Genomic DNA, 20201 nt, shown 5'->3' with positions numbered 1-20201 from the left:
CGCAGGCCCCACGGGTCATTATCGCAATGCGTGTTCTGCCCTTGAACGCCATCTCCGAAGACCTCGCCGTGGCCAAACACTCCGACCTGCGTAACGCCTTGTCCCTGGACAGCCTGAATTTCTTCCTCGCGGATGTGCGCGACGGCCTCGGCCCTTACTTGGCCATTTACTTGCTGGCCGTGCACAAATGGGACCCGGCCAGCATCGGCGTGGTCATGACCCTGGCCGGCATCGCCGCCTTGCTCACCCAGGGACCGGCGGGGGCGCTGATCGACCGCACCCGCAGCAAGCGCGCAGTGGTTGCGTTGGCCGCCATCGTGGTGACCGGCAGTTGCCTGCTGCTGCCCTTTGTCAGTTCCTTCAGCCTGGTGGCGTTGACCCAGGCCGCCAGCGCCGTCGCCGCGTCCGTGTTCGCTCCGGCAATCAGCGCAATCTCCCTGGGCATCACCGGGCCACGCGCGTTCACCCGCCGTACGGGGCGCAACGAAACATTCAACCACGCCGGCAATGCCGTCGCGGCGCTATTGGCCGGCGGCTTGGCGTATCTGTTCGGCCCAGTGGTGGTGTTCTACCTGATGGCCTTTATGGCGGTGGCCAGCGTCATCGCGATCAGTTGCGTGTCGGCTGAGGCCATCGACCATGACGTCGCCCGAGGTTTTGACCCGGAGCACCACACTGACCACGAACAACCCTCCGGTATCAGCGTGTTGCTGTCGAACCGCCCGCTATTGCTGTTCGCCATCTGCTGCGCCCTGTTCCACCTGGCCAACGCCGCAATGTTGCCGCTGGTCAGCCAGAAACTTTCACAGATCAACCTGCAGATGGCCACGCCGCTGACGTCGGCGTGCATCGTCGCCGCGCAATTGGTGATGGTGCCGATGGCTTGGCTGGTTGGGCTCAAGGCCGACATCTGGGGACGCAAACCCTTGCTGATGGCCGGGTTCATCATCCTGCCGCTGCGCGGTGTGCTCTATACGCTGTCCAGTGATCCCTATTGGCTGGTTGCCGTGCAGATGCTTGACGGCATCGGCGCGGGGATCTTCGGCGCGCTGTTCCCGGTCATCGTCAAGGACCTGACCCAAGGCACCGGGCGCTTCAACGTCAGCCTGGGCGCCCTCTCCACCGTATTCGGCCTGGGCGCGGCACTGAGCAGCAGCCTGGCCGGTTTCGTGGTGCAACAGGCCGGCTACAACGCCGCGTTCCTGACCCTGGCCGGCGTGGCGGCCCTGGCATTGGCGCTGTTGTGGCTGGCGATGCCGGAGACCTTGGCGAAACCTTCCTTCGCTAGACATACAACTGTCGCCTGACATATGCGACAATGCGCGCCAAATTCCAACACACATCCAAAATTTTCTGCTCAGCGACCGGGTTTCGCGCCTTGATGTCGCTGTTGACGCATGCCTGAAGGCGCCTGCCGACACGCTCGCAACCCATTGATAGGTAAAGTAATTGATCTCCACAGCTAACATCACCATGCAGTTCGGCGCCAAGCCGCTCTTCGAGAATGTCTCGGTCAAGTTCGGCGCCGGCAACCGTTATGGTTTGATCGGTGCCAACGGTTGCGGCAAGTCGACCTTCATGAAGATCCTCGGCGGCGACCTCGACCCGTCCGGCGGCCAGGTGATGCTGGAGCCGAACGTACGCCTGGGTAAACTGCGCCAGGACCAGTTCGCCTACGAAGAATTCACCGTGCTCGACACCGTGATCATGGGCCACGAAGAGCTGTGGAAGGTCAAGGCCGAGCGCGACCGTATCTACTCGCTGCCTGAAATGAGCGAAGAAGACGGCATGGCCGTGGCCGAGCTGGAAACCGAGTTCGCCGAGATGGACGGCTACACCGCCGAATCCCGTGCCGGCGAACTGCTGCTGGGCCTGGGTATTCCGCTGGAACAACACTTCGGCCCGATGAGCGAAGTGTCACCAGGCTGGAAACTGCGCGTATTGCTGGCCCAGGCGCTGTTCTCCGATCCTGAAGTGCTGTTGCTCGACGAACCGACCAACCACTTGGACATCAACACCATCCGCTGGCTGGAAAACATCCTGACCCAGCGCTCCAGCCTGATGATCATCATCTCTCACGACCGTCACTTCCTGAACAGCGTGTGCACCCACATGGCTGACCTGGACTACGGCGAGCTGCGCCTGTTCCCGGGCAACTACGACGAGTACATGACCGTGGCGACTCAGTCCCGCGAGCAACTGCTGTCGGACAACGCCAAGAAGAAAGCACAGATTTCCGAGTTGCAATCCTTCGTCAGCCGCTTCTCGGCCAACGCCTCGAAAGCCAAACAGGCCACTTCCCGTGCCAAGGCGATCGACAAGATCCAGTTGGCCGAAGTCAAGCCATCGAGCCGTGTGAGCCCGTTCATCCGTTTCGAGCAGAACAAAAAGCTGCACCGCCAGGCGGTCATCGTCGAGCGGATGGCCAAAGGCTTCGACGGCAAGCCTCTGTTCAAGGACTTCAGCTTCCAGGTTGAAGCGGGCGAGCGCGTAGCGATCATCGGCCCGAACGGTATCGGCAAGACCACCCTGCTGCGCACCCTGGTCAACGAACTGACCCCGGACGCCGGCAGCATCAAATGGACCGACGCCGCAGAGCTGGGCTACTACGCCCAGGACCATGCACATGACTTCGAAGACGACGTCACGCTGTTCGACTGGATGGGCCAGTGGACCCAAGGCGAGCAAATGATCCGTGGCACCCTGGGTCGCATGCTGTTCTCCAACGACGAGATCCAGAAGTCGGTGAAGGTGATTTCCGGTGGTGAGCAAGGCCGCATGCTGTTCGGCAAGCTGATCCTGCAAAAGCCAAACGTGCTGATCATGGACGAACCGACCAACCACTTGGACATGGAATCCATCGAAGCGCTGAACCTGGCGTTGGAGAACTATCCGGGCACGCTGATCTTCGTCAGCCACGACCGTGAGTTCGTGTCGTCCCTGGCCACCCGCATCATCGAGTTGAGCGCCACCGGCGTGATCGACTTCAGCGGCACCTATGATGATTACCTGCGTAGCCAGGGCGTGGTGTTTTAACAGCAGCCATTCGTTTTTAGCTGCAAGCGGCAAGATAGAGCCCCATCCTGTGTGACGGGGCTTTTTGCATGGGTATGCCGCCCCCTCATTAATAGATAGCCTGCTTTCTTTTCCCTTGGGCCCTTGCCATGATGCACTCACCGCCCGCCCGCGAACGAGTGCCCATGTCTGCCGCCGCCCCCAGCTCCCTGTCGATCACCCTGCAGATCGTTTCCATCGTCTTTTACACCTTCATCGCGTTCATCTGCATCGGCCTGCCGATTGCGGTGATTCCAGGCTATGTGCATGAGCAACTGGGCTTCAGTGCCGTGGTGGCCGGAGTGACGATCGGTTCGCAATACCTGGCGACCCTGCTCAGCCGCCCCATGGCCGGGAGAATGTCGGATACCGTGGGCACCAAGCGTGCCATTGTCTTGGGCTTGGCAGGGATTCTGGTCAGTGGCGTGCTGACGTTCTTTGCGACCTGTCTACAGAGCATGCCTGCCTTGAGCCTGAGCATCTTGATTGTCGGTCGACTGTTGCTGGGCGTGGCCCAGGGTCTGATCGGCGTGGGCACCATCAGTTGGTGCATGGGCGCCGTCGGCGCCGAACACACGGCACGCTCAATCTCCTGGAACGGCATCGCGTCCTACGGCGCCATCGCCATTGGTGCACCGCTGGGTGTGGTGATGGTGGCCGAATACGGCTACAACAGCCTCGGCATTGCGCTGGCGGTACTGTCCGCGCTGGGCCTGGTGCTGATCCGCAATAAACCCTCGGTGCCGGTGGTGCGCGGTGAGCGCCTGCCGTTCTGGGCGGTGTTCGGGCGTATCGCGCCATTCGGCGCCAGCCTGTGCCTGGCGTCAATCGGCTACGGCACCCTCACCACCTTTATCACCCTGTATTACCTCAATCGCGGCTGGGCCGGTGCGGCGTACTGCCTGACGGTGTTTGGCGTGTGTTTTATCCTGTCGCGGTTGGTGTTTATCTCTGCGATCAGTCGGTTTGGTGGCTTTCGTGCCGCAATCGCCTGCATGACTATCGAGACCCTCGGCCTGACGCTGCTATGGCTGGCACCGTCGACTGGCGTGGCGTTGATTGGCGCCGGGCTGACCGGTTTCGGCTTGTCGCTGGTGTACCCGGCGCTTGGCGTGGAGGCCATCAAACAGGTGCCCAACAGCAGCCGTGGCGCGGGGCTGAGTGCTTATGCAGTGTTTTTCGACTTGGCCTTGGCGATTGCCGGGCCATTGATGGGCGCCGTGGCACTGAACCTCGGCTATGGCTGGATCTTCTTCTGCGCCGCGTTGTTATCGGTGACTGCGCTGGGCGTGACCCTTTTGCTCAAGCGGCGCGCTTACTGATCAGCCGTCTGCATTCCGGCGCGGGTGGATTGGCCGAGGGTGTGACTGAAAAAACGCCCCGCCTCGGAAATCAGGTCGCGGTGGATGCCCTCGCGGTCGACGCCATCGGCATCGGTGCAGATCGCCGGCATGGCCGCCAACTGATCACTGTCACACGGCGCCATGAACACGAAGTGCCCTGCCCCGGCCAACAGCTTGAAGTCCGGCGGTTCCGGCAGCTTGCGTGCAAGCGCCGCGGCGTTCTTGTCCACGGCCACCAACTTGTCGCCGTCGCCGCTGTAGAGCAGCACCGGCACATGCACGTCGGCCAGGGTGTGGCGGCCGAACATCAAACTCAACGGTGCCATCAACATCAACGCATGAATGCGCGGATCGGATTGCGGTTGCAGGTCGTCGCGGTCCACCACCAGTTCACCTTGAGTGGTGCAGGCGTCGCGATCTTCCGGCCGCTCCTGGCAGTAGCGGCGCAGGCGGTCGAAATCCGGCTTGGCGCCGGCCAGGATCAACGCGGTTTCGCCGCCGGCCGAGTAACCGATCACGCCCACTTGGTCGACGTTGACGAACGGCGACAACATCGGGTCGCCCAAGGTCGCGGTGATCGCTTCGGAAATCTGGATCGGCCGGCCATACAGGTTACTCACCGTGCCCAGGCGGCTATGGTCCTTGTAGTTGTCGCCCGGGTGCAACACCGCCACCACCACAAAGCCTTTACGTGCCAGCGACGTCGCCAGGTCATGCAAAGCCAGCGGCGTACCCGTGTTGCCATGGGACAGCATCAGCATCGGGAAACGGCCGATGGCAATCCTGGCGTCTTCCGTGGCGGCGACGTGATAGGCGCCGAGCGGCGTGGTGTGTTCAAGCCCGGTGGAGGGATAAAAGGCAATGGCCTTCATCGGCTGCAAATCCAGCGGATCAAGGAACGTCATGCGATGAAAGCCCACACTCCAATGCGGGTGCGGCGCTGGCGCGGCGTGCACTGAAACCAGGCCACCGAGCAAGGAAAGAACCATAACCGCACAAAGACGCATCATGAGGATGTCCACCTTTGCTGCAAAAAAACCGGCATGTCGGGTTGAAAAGTCCATGTTCAAGGCGCTCGACCGGATGATAAACCCATGCGTGCATAACCTGGGCCAACGTATTGACCGCGCGTAAACGAAAAAAACTCCGTAGTCAGGTCGTTTTGAGGCGACCCGAATACAGAGTTTAGACGTCCCGTTTCAGAATGAAACGGGGAACAGCACGGTTTTACCTAAGCTTTACGCAGCCGCGAACAACTGTTCGTTGATCAGCACATTGGCGTCGCTCAGGGACTTGCTGCGGAACTCGTCGCCATACGCCAGGCCGTGGGCGCGGACGAACTCGATGTCGGTGATGCCAAGGAAGCCCAGCAGCACTTTCAGATAATCTTCATGGGCCACACCGGTCGCTTGGCCGACATGCAGGCCGCCCGACGTCGACACAACGATGACTTTCTTGTTGCCGCACAGGCCTTCCGGACCCGCTTCGGTGTAACGGAACGTCTGGCCGGCGACGGCGATGCGGTCGATCCATGCTTTCAATTGAGTCGGGATAGTGAAGTTGTACATCGGCGCGGCGATCACCACCGCGTCGGCAGCGAGGAATTCAGCCAGGGTCTTGGCGCTGAGCTCTGCTTCGTGCTGTTGCGCGGCACTGCGCTGGTCAGCCGGGGTACCCAGGGCGCCCAGGGTCGCGCCGGAAAAGTGGTTGAGGCCTTCGGCCGCCACGTCACGGTAGGTCACTTCCACGCCCGGCTCAGCCGCTTGCCATGCCTTGACCACACCAGCACTGAGCTGACGGGACGCCGAGTTGTCGCCGAGGATGCTGGAATCGATGTGCAACAGTTTCATGTGGGATCTCCGGTTGGGATCGTCAGGGGCGATCAGATGGTGGTGATGCTACGCATGAAACCAATAGCTGATAAGGCACCTGAAATGCGATAGTTTGTCCCACTGACAGGACAATAGGCTGACCCATGCAAGACCTCAACGTTTTCCTAGACGAACCACTTAACCCCCCCGATTTCGATCAAAACCCTACCCTCTTCAACATCGAACTCCAGTGCTTTGAGCGTACTGACATCGATCTCGAAGCCTACTCAGGGGAGGAGATAACGCAATAACCGCGATAATCGACATAACTCACTGCTCCTGAACCTCTCTCAAAATCGCCCTACCCCAACCCCCTCCCTGCCGCTTAACCCTTCGCCTGCATCCTGCCTTTCTCATTTTCCACGCCGTGCTTACCTTTGGGGATGGCGACCATACGCCCATCCCTCCCCTGAAGGCCGTGACCACCCTTGGGAATTGCAGCCATCCTTCCATCTCGACCCTGAAGGCCATGACCGCCCGGCCTGATCCCAACCATGCGTCCGTCGCGCCCTTGGAGACCATGGCCACCTTTGGGGATAGCCACCATTCTCCCGTCGCGACCTTGCAATCCATGGCATCCATCTGGGATCGTGACTTCTACTCCATCTCTTCCCTTGAACTTCATTGTTCCTTCCTTCGTCTGGCTTCTCGTCTGGCTCGATAATGCCATGACGGCTGAGCGCGGTACAAAGGGGCCAGGAGCGCGCCCTGAGTACAGACTTAGCTCCCGGTGGGCCCTGACAGCCATTGGTGCAGCATTCGCCTCCAAGGCGTAAGTCTGATCTTCTCCGGAGATCTTTTACAGGCGAGCAGTCCACCAGCTTGGTCAACGCGAACCCCGGGGGCGAAGGAAGTCCTTCACGGCCTTGTTCGTCCGCTCTGCTTGTTCTTGCGCAGAGATCAGCCCCGCTTGCCAGTCCTCGTAATACTCTTCGAGCAATGCATCCAGGGCTTTCACAGACGCCTCAACGAACACCCCTTCTACCACCTTCTCCATGCGGGCCAATTCGTTGAACGCAAGATGAATGTAGCGATCCAGGCTTTCCGTAAGCTTGTGCCCTGACCATTGCTGAAGCACCCGTTTGATCACTTCAGAATTGGCAAGGGCCCGGCGCATCACATCAGTATTCTGAAGATCGTACTGAAGAATGAGTTCTTTAAATTTGTCCGTGATGAAACGATGACGAAACATATGAGGGTGAGAACGCACTTCAAGACCAGCAAGCTTTTTAAGGTCGCCAATTTCATTCGTCAGTGTATTTATGCAGAGCGGCTGACAACTTTTTACACAAATAAAAAGAAAGCCATGATCATCGAATTTCTGCTTATGCCTAGCACACCATTTGTCAATCATAGGTTTCCGAAAGTCTGTTATGTAGTCGACCCAGGACTTAAGAACTACGTGCGGCACAGGCACAAATCGATACTCATTATGACCTTTAGCGGACGGCACACGTAATAATGGATGACTTAAATTTGAACGGTATGCCTCCATAATATCCGGCACAGTGATGCGAGCGGCCTCTATACGCCTGCACCCAGTATTTATCAGCACCGAAATAATTACCTTGGATCTCGCGCCCTTCTGTAATGGCTGTTTTTTGGCAGCGATCCTCAGAGCTTTTATTGAACTGTCAGTAACAGGCTCTCTGCGCCCGTCTTCTGAGGAAACAGGAAAAGAGTGATGATACCAAGAGATTCGACGGTAGGTCGACATGTGCTTACTTCGCATGGCGGCATCCACTTTAACTCCACGAATGACTCCGCCAAGCGCCACGAAATCCGGAAAGTCAAAAAAATCACCGCAGTAAGACAAGAAATCTAAGCAGCGCGAGCCAATAGATCGCACGATACTGGATTGACGAGCTAATTCACCGTCCTCATCTACCCCTGCGCTTAATCCCTTTATAAACATCGTAAAATAAGTATCAGTCAGCCGCAGGAAACTAAGTCGGTTCTTCTCTACAAACCTAATCAAATGGCTGAGTTGCATGCAATCTTGCCTGAGCGAACCACCTTTATTGGTCAGGGACTTTTTCTCATTGACCCACATATGTAGAATGTACGAATTCACCTCAAAGCAATATTGTCCATTAGTCCAATAAAAACATGGAATGCCCTCAGCGTCCTCCCCTATATCGGCATCATAGGTCAATCCGGCGTTCAGCTTGGCTCCGGGAGCAAGTGGGCGATGCAACTGTGAGCCAGCCATTTATTTCCTCCTTTTCTGCAGCATCTGATTGATTCTGCTTATTTCAAGTTCGTAATAGGCTTTCCTATCAATCAAGTCCAGATCAACCAAGTGATTGCAGAGACTTTTCATTTCGCTGACCACAAGACTTAATTGCTGCAAATCTCGATCTTGAGATGCTATAATTTTTTCAAGGTTAGCCTTCTTCTCCTGCAAATCCCTGCGAGAGTTAGTGACACGTGCCCTAGGTCGTCGACTGAGGGCTTTTTCGGCCTTAACCCTTAAGGCTTCAACCCCTGTAAAGCCCTCCCCTAGAGTGCAAGCCAGTGCCTTGAAAGTATTAAGGCTACATCCGACAATACCTCGTTCCTCGTTGCAATATGCAGCCAGTTTCACTTGAGTTTTGACAGCTTCCCGCAGGAGGTCATCTTGTGAAAATTCGGAAGGTGTATTTGCTGCTTGGGTCAGCAGTTCAATCAGCTGGACAACTGAGGCTTTGGTGGCCCTACGCTTGCCATCCATTAATGATTTACCCTCACCATCAGATGGATATCGGCTTGCACACCATCGCTGGTCATCAGGCGCGCACGTGTAGGAACAAGGTCAATCAGTTTCGAAGCTACAAGATGCTTAAGGTTTGAGTAAACTTCGGAATCAGATAACTTGGCCAGCTCCTCGGCACTGGGTGCATCCTCACATGCAGCAGCTTTCTCCAAAATCATGCGTAATTCAGGGATGGTCTTAATGCTCATATCGTGAAGCACATGCATCTTACACAACGCATACTTGACAGTATTAAGGTGTTCAATACTCGAGTCCTTAGCTAACACGGCTTTCGCAAGGGCTTCCGTCTTCACACTTTGAAGCATAGCACCTGGCGTAATCTCCACTATATATGTATAAAGGTGCTGAATATCACTGTGCCCCAAAAATGCACGGAGAGCATCGAGATCTTTGAATCCAGCAGCCGCAAAGAAAGCCATGGCAAAGAAGCGCCTCAATTGGTGCTGCCTGACGTAGAAACGTGCTACTTGCCCGCTTTCCAAGATGACCGTGGGTGTTTGGGTGAAATCACAAATAGTACTCAAACACGCATTGTAGGTTGTGGGGCACATCTGCCTAAAGCTTAAATTATCAGGCCGAACAAAAATAAGTAGCGGAGTATTTTTTGGAATCAAATCCAGCCGAACACAATCCTGATGTACTGCCTTAAGTGTCCACAACAACTTCGCTACCAACCTGGGAATGGGTACAGTCAGAAACTCCTTTGCATGACGATCACCTGTTTTTCCGGCCATGAAGCCAATTTCGTACTGTATGCATTTGTTTTCGGGAAGGTTGGGGTTTCTGTTTGGCTTTAAACAATTGCCCTCCATCATCCCCAGCAACTCCCCTTGCCTTCTTGCAGTTAGCGCACCGAGTATGATTAAATAAGCCCCCATCAGTGTTACAAATGAGTCATGCAGACTTTTATCAGACCTGAAATAATCATAGTACTCCTCATTTCGCTCTGAGAACGGCGTAAGCCAACATTCGTACTTATCAGCATTCGACATCATTCCGCGCCGAATTCTGTCATTACAAGCTGATCGGTGATTCGCCTTGATATATCTGCCATGCACCTTATTATCAATGGCGCGAGCAATAACATTCCAGAATATTGCCCTCGCATTGTTTCTAATATACACGTGCGAGTCGCGAATCAACTTGTACACAACCTCTCCTGGCAAGGAGCGAAAATTCCCCTCAACCTTTTTTGGAATCCTTTTATATACTGAGCGATAAGTTACTTTGGCTAGCACCTTCAGATTAAAATTCAACCCGGGTACCAACTGTTGCGCCAAGCCCATTAGTCGCACAGCGTTAAAATGCCTACTCAGCATTTTTTTGGAAACCGGAACTGTGCTCTCGTTACGAACGGGGACAGGCGGAAACTCGGTCTTCCAAGTGAAACCTTCATTTAATTCAGGAAAGGTCTTCGGCACCAGGCTTTTACCAGCTAGCGTATTTCTGTACAGGATTTGTGTAAAGATGGCTGAATTGTATTGCCTTACTCCAAGTGCATTTTTGTACAAGGCATTATCATAAATATAAGCACGCGCGCGCAATAACTCGCCATCATCTAAATTTAGTTCGCGCTCCCGCTCCGGGGGGATATCATCCAGGAAGGGAAAACTTTCAGCGATCAACTCAATATCACTATGCATGATACCGGCAGACACTTCCCTTAGAAGCACTGCAAGCCTGGTTGGGTAACTGTATAGGTAGGTAGATGCGGGATATTTCGTGTGATTAATCAGGTAGTCCGTAAAGTCTACCTTCCTCATCAAGTTAAGCCCCAGCTTCGATAGCTGAAATCGCTCACCATTCATCAGTATGTGATCGACAAATTTAAGGCCGCATTTAAATATCTCGGCCTCTGTTTCACCTTGCCGCCTTTGGTTATTGTTGTACCTGGGATGCAACTGCACAACCAAGAAGGCCTTGAACCCCCTCAGCAGCTGAGCATTGGCAGCCTCCGTAAGCAAACTACCATCTTCTAAGCTTACGTTAAAATCCACAGACATTCTTACATAATTGCCTTCGCTTCCGAAGCGGCATTCCCACACATTGGATTCGAATGACGTACCTTCAACCAGCCAACTGGGGAAGTCCATTTCCAGATCGCCAAATCCTCCTTGATCTCTTAACTGCTTAAGGTACAGCCTTCGTTCGTAATAGCGCATTGAGCCAAGATCGGCTTGAGCTTCTTCAAGAACACCGTCATTTTTATAATCCTTGGCTTCTTCAGAATCCTTCATGCTTCCTCCAAATACTCCAAACCAATCCATTGGTAAATATTTGCTACGAGAGGAATTGATAGTTCTATGCTGGACAAGATGGTGGCAACCTGATCAGAAATAATTTCCAGTTCACCTGTTTTGTAAAGCTCCACAGCATGCCGTGTGAACGCCGCATGTAGCTGCCATGATTCAAGCTCCTGCGGCACCTCACGCCCTGCGTTCTGCAGTTGAACTATTACGTGATCAATGCAGATCATAAAAGTCGATATACCGTAATCTACCGGCAGGACGCCTTCAGCCTGTGTTTGGGAGGGATTGCGCTGGTCTGCAGGAAGCCAGTTCTCCAAGGTAAGTTGAGGGGGCAATGGTTTTAACTTGTGAAGGCAAATGAACTCGTTCATCTCATCGAGTGAATTCACGTCCATTACTTCCATCAAGTATTGAGTCCCTTGGAATGCTTCAAGAATCATTCCATTCTGAAACAGCCGGATCCATCTCCCGAGATAGAACTTACGTATCGCTTTTGGCAAATACTTATCAATGAGCTTGGCGTTATAGTCTTCATGCCCCAAAGCCTCTGACATGGCTTGCACGCTGTTTGTTTGAAAATAAACGATTACGGCTGCGGTGACCCTCACTCTTTTCAAGGAAATTCGTTTAAGCATCACCGGCCCTTGATCACCAAATTGATCCAAAATACGCATAGCCAGCAATGATTGCCCATTTCCTTGAACAGCCATTCCTCTGATTTTTGGAATCCTTTTAGGCCGTGTTATACCTGTTGCCGTGCTCAGAAAAGTGTAGTGTTGAGCTGGATCATTCTCGCGTTCTAAATACTCCCGTGCTTCAACTGTCAGCTCATATATTTCAGGAAACAACTCTCGCGCCTTCGGTGTTGACCTAACTATCTGACGCGCTAGTTTCGCCCCTCTCCTGGGTTTAGAACTCACAGCGCTGTTGAGCTCATCATCAAACCCAAATCTCTGTCCGAATTTATCTGTGATACGATGCTTATTTAACCACGAGCCTGTAATGCTAGGGCATTCAAGAATTAGAAGATAAATAAAGGGTAGCAACGTCGTGCTATCCAGCAGTCCCAGCGTATTTCTCACATAGGTTTTACGTGCACCAAAGTAATTTTCGAATTCCCGATCATCGTCAGTAAAATATGGTCGCTGCGCCCATTTCCTGCAAAGAATAATGTACGACTGCTCTTCCTCACTGTAAGTATCAGAAAAACCAGGCGAGTCTACGTCAACCTTGCTCGCTTCGATCCGGCGCCTGTGGTTGGCAAGCGTGGCTGCTCTAGCTGCCTCACAAGCAACTCTCAGCTTCGCAGCATCATTATTTATTTGATGATACAACTTCTGTGCAGCGTCCTCATTCTGAATATGTAAAGGAATAGCAGTAATAGAACTGACAATGCCTTTGTCTTCTCCGTGAGATTGAAACGGATTATTCCCTGCCAGCTCCGCATACTCATGAAACTTGAAGTCAAATAACTTTTTCGGCAAGAATCCATGCGTAATGAAAACCTCTTCAACAACTAGCATCATTGCACGCCAATCACTCAAGAAAACCTTGGACTTAAATCCTTGACGTACCCAGCGATCATATTCGATGTCAAAAGCTGTGAAAAAAAAATCGTGCATTTCTAAGGGATTGTCAAGGAGGCGCAATTCTTCGACACTCCAGAAGTGCTCAGTTACAATCCTCATTAACATCGAGATACTTCTATTTTTTGAAATCCCAGTAGTTCTGGGGAATTTTTGTATGTAGTCTCTACATCTCCGATATATTTTCTCACACAAGCCCTCACCATATTGATGGTGCACTGCCACCAGATTTATAAATATAGGCTTATCATCATGATATTTTACCCACCAGCCCTTATAGTATTTAAGCTTGATGTAATTTTTCGGCGCCCTGGAATATGCAAGCCGACATTCCTTCTCTTTTTTCGCACCACAAGTATCACGAAATCTATCAATATTGATGCCCAGCAGGTGTGCAACATGTCTGACCTTAGTCAATAGCAACCAAGCATGTGTATAAACAACATCGGTCTCCACCAATAGAAAGCCCCAAAATTTAGACATTATTAGCTCGTCATCTAAATTTTCTCGCTTCAAATTAGTAACGACCATAAACATATCAAACAATCTTAACCCTTGATCCAAGGTGGTTCTGACTTTAGGGTCAGGAAAGAAATTGCGAGCCTGCGCCAACTCGCTTGCTGAAAAATTAACGCTTGGAAAATATGAATAGGCGGCTGTGTTTATCATGGCTACTAATATTATCTCGTTATATAACACCTAACATCTATTATCCGAGATGGCAACTATTTTTTTACCTTGCATATATATTGGCCAGCACCATAAAGGCCAGCGATTTAAAATTGGGAAATATTTATTATCCGTTCACGCCTAGGCATCTGCTGATGCATATTTTTTATGGCGCTGATTAAGCACCCGCTACGGTAGGCTCAACCACAGGTGTTGGGTTTTGCCCAATTTGGGCAAAACCCAACGAAAGGGCTAGCTGCTGGATTCAGAGCAAAGCCAATAAAGCCTAACCTATTGATATATATAGATATTATGATGTCACCATTCCCTAGATTGGCTCTGTTAGCCACCCGATCGAGCTGCAGCGCGCTGGCTGGCCCCGGCGCCAGGGGTTTGGGCAATAAATACACTCAACTTAACTAGAATCAAATATTGACAATGTTGCGCACCAGCACTTAGATAATTAATCACTGCTAACCGAATTTTCCCCAACGACAGATCACAAGCTTTTTTGGAATCAAGATGACTAAAAAATCTTCCAGCCTTGGCAAATCCCAGGCTCGCCCTCTTGTAATACGGGCCTTGACTCCTGACGAGTTAAATCAAATCGCTATTGCAGCGCGCTACTCTGGCCAGAAAATGGAGATGGCACTGCACGAACTGCTTTCATTAGGATTTCGAGCGCTCGATGTTTCTGGAGCAAAACACGGAGTAGGTAACACCGTATTTCTGGCTGCACCCAAATCTTCTCGTCGAGACAGTCACTCCCCTACACAATCTGTAGTTCTGCGAAGCGTGGAATTTTCGAACGCTATTCCGGGCGGATTGCTTTTCCCACGTCGCACCGGGCCTGGGCCTTTGGAGATGGTGAGAATTGCTCGAATATTCCATCAGTGGGTACTTCGCGCTGGCCTCGGCGAAAAGGGTGTTACGTTGCATGCGTACAGACGGTCAGTGATGACTCAGAAACTGATGGAGGCCGCATCCTCACTACCAGGATAAATGCGGAGATCTACAGCCTCTAAGTAGGACAGGCCCAGATAAACCGTATCAAGCGGATGCGTCTATTACTCTTAAAGGGCTGGTCGTGGGCGTCGGTTGCTGAGCCGCCACATGCTTGGGCTCATTGACTGCCATCGTCGATTGGTTGACGACGATCAGTCGACCATTGCTGTTCCGACTGAACGACACTGAGCTGCTTTTGGGTACGGTTCAGCAACAGTCGCTCACATCTAGCTCTCTGCCGTGTCGAAGTTAACCCATCATAGTCTCGAACTCCTCGTCAGTGAGGATTGAGGGAGTGTTGTTTGGCTTCAAAGTGAGTCCCCGGAGGCAAGGCTGTCTTAGCCTGGGGTATTGGATCGAGTCCCAAGTGGTCGCCGGCCCCCAGCGCAAAGGCCACACAAACTTACGCCGTCGAATACAACGAAGCTCCGATTGAGTGGCAGCCAGACACTTATATTCTCGTGAGTGGCAAGAAACAGGTTATGCCTAACGGAGCCCCTGAACCCGCCCCTCGCCTACTCAGGTAAATCAGAGGCAGCAGGGCGATTAAGAGGATCATATCGCCCTACATCCCTGACACTCGTCTTAATTCCCTACGGAGTCCGATCCATTACAATTGTGCAACCGCCAGCTCCTGAGGTTCTCTCCCTTTTCTTCACAAATTTGGCGCAGCTCAGCAGCTTCAAGGTGAGTGTCCGAAGCGAAGGCAAAATGATGTGCCGCTCGGTCATATTGTTGCATGGCCATGAGCAGGTGGCCGAGCTTCATGTGCGCCAGAACTACTTGGTCGGGCGAAGCATTTTCAGAACTGTACACCCGCTCGTACCAACATAACGCCTCTTCAGGATCTGGCATGATTTCCATCTCCCAAGCCCCCTCACCCGCCAGCAAGCTCGCGAGCTTGAGCTGCGCTTCGATATCGCCTCCGACCGCTGCACACCGGTAGAGCGACATCATCAAAAATTTCGTGTCGGAGGATGGGCCAAGAGCCAAATAATACTCAGCCAAGGCCGTTGCAGCCCCCTCGCACCTCATTTCGACGCAATCCTTCAGCATCTCAACAAGATGCTCAGGTCTCGGCAGCTCCCTTGGATTACGCAACCAAAGCCGAGCAAGCGCTACCCATGCAGGTGGGTAATTTCCCATTGTGGCTTCTGCATAAAAATCGAATGCGGCTCGAACGGTTTTCAACTGCCCCCCAACACCACGCTCCGCGAACTGACCCAACTGGTACTTACAGGCACTACATCCTTTGTACGCACCTGATTCATAGGCATCGCCAGCTTCATAAACACGGCCCTCCGCCAGGTAGAAATCCCCCAAAAAGCTGTACGCTGAGACATACCCGAACTCTACAGCCATCACCGCAGCTTTGAGGCCTCCGCCAGGCGTAGCCAGCGGAGGGAACTGGGCCCCCACAAGATAGAGCTTTGAGATCATTACCAACGCTCCCAACGAGCCATCCGCGTATACCATCTCAAGTTGTTCATAGATGTCGTCATACGCTGTGAGAAGGCTTTCGGGGGGCTGCCCTTGCTTTAACAAGGTCTCTAGCGTCTTGATCCGTACGCTGATCGCGCCGAGGCGAGCTTCAAGGTGTTCAATACACTCGGCCCTTATGGATGACCAGCTCCTTCCAAATCTGCTCTGGCAATGTATGTCAAAACAGTCGGGATCTCGGTAAGCCTCTTTCACCATGCTCCCATCCGGTAGCTTGAGACGGCTTTCAAGGGGCTGATCAAGGTTCAGGGGAGGGAATGTAAGGGGAGAAACGGGTGGTAGGTCTGGCTTCATCGCGATCTCCAGACAATAGAAAACGATCTCCCCGCCGAACGGGGCAGTAGTTTGTCATATGGTCTGGCCGCTTCCAGCTCACGGCGGAACGCTTGCAGCAGGCGTCTGGTATCAGATTAGAAGACACGCGAGACGTGTCAAGACGCTCGGATTTTACTGGGTAACCAATTCATTTCGCCGAGGCAAAGCTCTCATTTCTTCGCACGCCACCTTGGGAAACCTCTGACCCTCAACACCACGCCAACCCGGTGACTTAAGGAGAACGAAAAACAACGCCGGCGGCTCAAAAATGGCTCGTTTGAAGGCAAAGATGAGCGCGCGCCTGGCCGTCAGAATGACCTTGGTCAAGCCACGCACCTGGCGGCAGTGGGAGACTGATGAAGGCAGCAAGAATGCCAGATCTCCATCGCCTGCAGCATTGCGGAGCTTCATTGAGCGGTCGGGTATCTCAATTCCAGGCCTAGATCCTAGGGAAAGAATATCGCCGCGCGGCATTTCCTTCACCATTGCCAGCCCCAAAGGCGAGGTCGGTAAGACCCCCATCACGCTCAACGTGGCAGCTTGCCTGGGGGAGCCGGAAGCGGGATGAGCATTTTGGCCGGTTGGCCGCGAAGCCGGGAGACGATATGAGCGATCACCTCGACGTATTGGTTGTAGCAGCTCTCTTCCCCTCGCCGGCTAGCCGATGAGCCTTGTAACTAATTTCACTAGATTCACCCTCCTACCCCACTTCCGGCGTCATAGCACCGATGTCATTATGCCAATACTGCGCTGCCCATAGGTTTCATCACGCGCACTCGATTGGCCCATAGCACGCCATCGGGATACGCCCACTCAAGGATCGTGTTGATGTCCAACGAAAACGCCCCGCCAGCCCCAGCCCTTTCTGTAGAAGCCGTAGCACCCCCGCCCCCTGCTGACAAACCTGTGGAGCTAGATGCCAACCGTAAGGGCCTTCAAGCCTACCTAGCACCAGGGGCTTCTGATTGGGCGCCTTTGAATGAAGAAGCCTACATCGTCCTCAATGGCGTACCACCACCTGATCCAGCAAGGATCGTTTCCAACCGCACAGCACTGTCGGACATGCTCGCTGCGGCACTGCAAGTTCCCAATCTTGGCTTTTTGGCTGGAAGTGGGACTTCGCTTGGTGCACCAGGTGGGCCAAGCATGTGGGATCTGTGGAAGCGCTCCATGTGCACACCCGGCTCAGGGGATCCCACTGAAGCGGCAGGGCGCGTGATGGATGTGGTGCGCTACAAAGAAACCATAAATCCAAATATCGAGCATTTCCTTTCTCAATGCGACGCCTATCTCGCCTTCAACAAAGACGCCACCGTCGAAGGGTTTGTCAGCGAGGTCAAAGCAGTCATCCTGGATGCATGCTCAGCATTCCTGCGAGCCCCGAGCGCCGATATCTCTGCATACAGGCAGTTGCTGCAGAAGCTGGCGAGGCGACGAGTCCGAGACCCTCGCCTGAAGGTCTTCACCACAAACTATGACATGTGCTTCGAGACAGCAGCCTCTGACCTCGGGATGATGGCCATTGATGGATTCTCCTACACCCGCAGGCGGCGGTTCGATGGGAAACATTTCAGCTACGACATCGTCAGGCGAGAGGTGGAAGGTCATGAGTTCGCCGAAGGTGTGTTCCAGCTACTGAAGTTGCATGGATCGGTGAGCTGGAGCAGAGAGGGAAAGGACATCTACGAGGACACAGCGCCTACACCTGCGAACGCGTGCCTCATCTACCCAGCCAAAGGCAAATACCAGCAGGCATTCCTGCAGCCTCACCTAGAGCTTCTGTCGCGCTACCTGGAGTTTCTGCGTCAGCCCAACAGTTGCCTCATCGTGGGGGGCTTCGGCTTCAACGATGATCACCTCTCTGAGCCAATCTTCTCAGCGATCCAATCCAACCCGAGCCTGAAACTAATACTCTGCGATTTCCAGTGCATCACGCACCTGCATAACCGGGGACACCATGGCTCAAGCGACTATTGGGGCAGATTCCATGACCTCGCCAAGCGTGGCCTGGACATCCACTTCGTCAGTGGCTCGTTCAGCGATCTGGTCAGCCACATTCCGCACCTGAGAACAGCTTCTCCAGCTGAGCAGTTGGCGAATGCCGTCAGACGCCTAGGGAGCCAAAACGCATGAGTGCTCTCGACGGGATTCTGGTCAGCAATCTCAAAATTGGTGTGGTTTCGAGTGTGAGTGCCCAGCTGGTAAAGACGAACTTGGCGCATGCCGGCAATGTAAGCGGCCAGTACTTGGGCCACAACCGTTACGGCAAAGGTGAGGTCGGCGAGCTTGTGCTCATTGAAGGCCAGCAAGCAGTGCTGCTCGGGCGCATAATCGAGGTGACGCTGCCTGACAGGGATCGCTCGGAGATTTCACAGGATTTTGCAGGTAGCCGCCAAATCGACGCAATCGGCTTCATACGCCTTCTGGGCTCCGTAAACCCGCAATCACTGCGAGTCACAGCAGGAGTTAGCTCATACCCACGGCTTGGCGATCGGGTCTATTCTGCCCCTGGAGAATTTATTTCCCAGATCCCTTTGTTGACCTCAACGGGGATGAACGGTGCGCCACCTGAGGTAGCGTTGAATCTTGGTCACGTAGCCGGGGATGGCGGATTTCCTATTGCTGTCACTCCCGAGAAAATTTTCGGACGGCACTGCGCAATCCTGGGTTCCACAGGCGGAGGCAAGAGCTGGACGACATCCAAACTGATCGAAGAGTGTCGACGCTTCTCAGCCAAAGTAGTGCTGATCGATGCCACGGGAGAGTACCGCTCACTTGTTGGGGATGACACGGTTCATTGCCACCTTGGCAGCCCTCTACACTTGGCTGGAGGTTCTATAGAAGTCGCAATTCCACCGACGAGTTTCACTGAGTCCGACTTCATAGCCCTCTTCCAGCCATCAGGCAAAACCCAAGGCCCTAAGCTGAGGGAAGCGATCAAAAGCCTACGACTCGTACATCTCGCACCTGACCTCTTCCCGAGGCACATCGTCTTTAAGGTAGACCAATCAAAAGAGGTCTATCGCGAGGCCATGAACAGAGACAACAACGCAAGCCTAGCAGGAAATCCAACAACGCCATTTAACCCTCGCAAGCTGGTATCTCAGCTGGTGCAGGAGTGTTGTTACCCGACCTCTTTCAACGATTCAGAGCGTTTTGGAGGTGCCAGTAACGAGATCTCACACTGCTCATCCCTGATGACCCGCATCCTCGGCGTGATGGAGTCGCCGTCGCTCGGCTGCGTCTTCAATCCCGCTGCCGGCCTTTCCAGTTTCGTAGATCAACTGGACAGTTTCATTCGTGGCGACAAGAAGCTGTTTAGGGTCTGCTTGAGCTCAATTGGATACGAGTTCAACGCCCGTGAGGTAGTGGCCAACGTTATCGGCAGACTTCTACTGCAGCGAGCCCGGGCTGAGGTTTTCAGGACGAGGCCGCTAATCACCATCCTAGACGAGGCCCATAATTTCCTAGGCAAAACCGTCGGCAACGAGGATGACCTACAGAATCTGGATGCCTTCGAACTGATCGCTAAGGAGGGTCGAAAATACGGGCTGAACATTTGCCTGGCGACCCAGCGACCACGCGATATAACCGAAGGCGTGCTCAGTCAGATGGGTACCCTGCTCGTCCACCGGCTTACGAACGACCGTGACCGCGAAGTCGTTGAGCGAGCCTGCGGTGAGATCGATCGCTCCGCTGCAGCATTCCTGCCGAACCTAAAGCAGGGTGAGGTAGCGATGGTGGGTGTGGATTTCCCGATCCCGGTTACAATTCAAATCAGTCGACCAACTCAACCTCCCATATCGGATGGGCCGAGCTTCCAGAGCAGTTGGGGATCAACGGGGCATTGATCT

Annotated in this window: 12 protein-coding genes; 5 read left to right on the top strand and 7 right to left on the bottom strand. The window is 53.6% G+C overall.

Annotation, left to right across the window (positions count from 1 at the left end):
* The first annotated feature begins 68 nt into the window (after nucleotides 1-68).
* From PF1751_RS12850 to PF1751_RS12840, 3 genes are all read left to right on the top strand, one after another.
* Entirely contained in the window at nucleotides 69-1307 is a 1239-nt protein-coding gene (locus tag PF1751_RS12850; protein ID WP_029529153.1) for an MFS transporter, read from the top strand.
* Nucleotides 1308-1449: 142 nt separating this feature from the next.
* Nucleotides 1450-3036 (top strand): ABC-F family ATPase, encoded by a 1587-nt coding sequence (locus PF1751_RS12845; RefSeq protein WP_010210624.1) that lies wholly within the window; start codon nucleotides 1450-1452, stop codon nucleotides 3034-3036.
* A 164-nt stretch (nucleotides 3037-3200) separates the two neighbouring features.
* Nucleotides 3201-4376 carry an MFS transporter gene (locus PF1751_RS12840; protein ID WP_010210626.1) on the top strand — a complete coding sequence of 392 codons (1176 nt, stop codon included), beginning with the start codon at nucleotides 3201-3203 and terminating at the stop codon, nucleotides 4374-4376.
* Here PF1751_RS12840 and PF1751_RS12835 read toward each other — a convergent pair.
* The 7 genes from PF1751_RS12835 to PF1751_RS12800 all read right to left on the bottom strand — a co-directional run bounded on the left by PF1751_RS12835 (nucleotide 4370) and on the right by PF1751_RS12800 (nucleotide 16326).
* Nucleotides 4370-5407: an alpha/beta hydrolase family protein gene (locus PF1751_RS12835; RefSeq protein WP_021491980.1), complete on the bottom strand. Its 1038-nt coding sequence runs from the start codon at nucleotides 5405-5407 to the stop codon at nucleotides 4370-4372. The genes PF1751_RS12840 and PF1751_RS12835 overlap by 7 nt on opposite strands.
* A gap of 228 nt (nucleotides 5408-5635) precedes the next feature.
* Complete coding sequence (locus PF1751_RS12830; RefSeq protein ID WP_010210629.1) at nucleotides 5636-6247, bottom strand: FMN-dependent NADH-azoreductase; 612 nt, start codon at nucleotides 6245-6247, stop codon at nucleotides 5636-5638.
* A gap of 847 nt (nucleotides 6248-7094) precedes the next feature.
* Nucleotides 7095-8480 (bottom strand): tyrosine-type recombinase/integrase, encoded by a 1386-nt coding sequence (locus PF1751_RS12820; RefSeq protein ID WP_044287140.1) that lies wholly within the window; start codon nucleotides 8478-8480, stop codon nucleotides 7095-7097.
* Entirely contained in the window at nucleotides 8481-8981 is a 501-nt protein-coding gene (locus PF1751_RS12815) for a hypothetical protein (protein WP_044287139.1), read from the bottom strand.
* Nucleotides 8981-11260 carry a hypothetical protein gene (locus PF1751_RS12810; RefSeq protein ID WP_044287137.1) on the bottom strand — a complete coding sequence of 760 codons (2280 nt, stop codon included), beginning with the start codon at nucleotides 11258-11260 and terminating at the stop codon, nucleotides 8981-8983. Before PF1751_RS12810 ends, PF1751_RS12815 begins: the two co-directional genes overlap by 1 nt.
* Entirely contained in the window at nucleotides 11257-13527 is a 2271-nt protein-coding gene (locus PF1751_RS12805) for a hypothetical protein (RefSeq protein WP_226994549.1), read from the bottom strand. The genes PF1751_RS12810 and PF1751_RS12805 overlap by 4 nt, the downstream gene beginning before the upstream one ends.
* Nucleotides 13528-15117: 1590 nt before the next feature.
* Complete coding sequence (locus PF1751_RS12800) at nucleotides 15118-16326, bottom strand: SEL1-like repeat protein (protein ID WP_044287134.1); 1209 nt, start codon at nucleotides 16324-16326, stop codon at nucleotides 15118-15120.
* A gap of 849 nt (nucleotides 16327-17175) precedes the next feature.
* Between PF1751_RS12800 and PF1751_RS12790 the strand changes: the two genes are divergently transcribed.
* Both PF1751_RS12790 and PF1751_RS12785 read left to right on the top strand, forming a co-directional pair.
* Nucleotides 17176-18480, top strand: coding sequence for an SIR2 family protein (locus PF1751_RS12790; RefSeq protein ID WP_167337369.1), 1305 nt, complete (start codon nucleotides 17176-17178; stop codon nucleotides 18478-18480).
* Nucleotides 18477-20198: an ATP-binding protein gene (locus PF1751_RS12785; protein ID WP_044287132.1), complete on the top strand. Its 1722-nt coding sequence runs from the start codon at nucleotides 18477-18479 to the stop codon at nucleotides 20196-20198. The genes PF1751_RS12790 and PF1751_RS12785 overlap by 4 nt, the downstream gene beginning before the upstream one ends.
* Nucleotides 20199-20201 lie beyond the last annotated feature (3 nt).

It is taken from the genome of Pseudomonas simiae (assembly GCF_000934565.1).
Lineage (GTDB): Bacteria > Pseudomonadota > Gammaproteobacteria > Pseudomonadales > Pseudomonadaceae > Aquipseudomonas > Aquipseudomonas simiae.
This window is presented reverse-complemented; position numbering and strand designations above follow the sequence as displayed.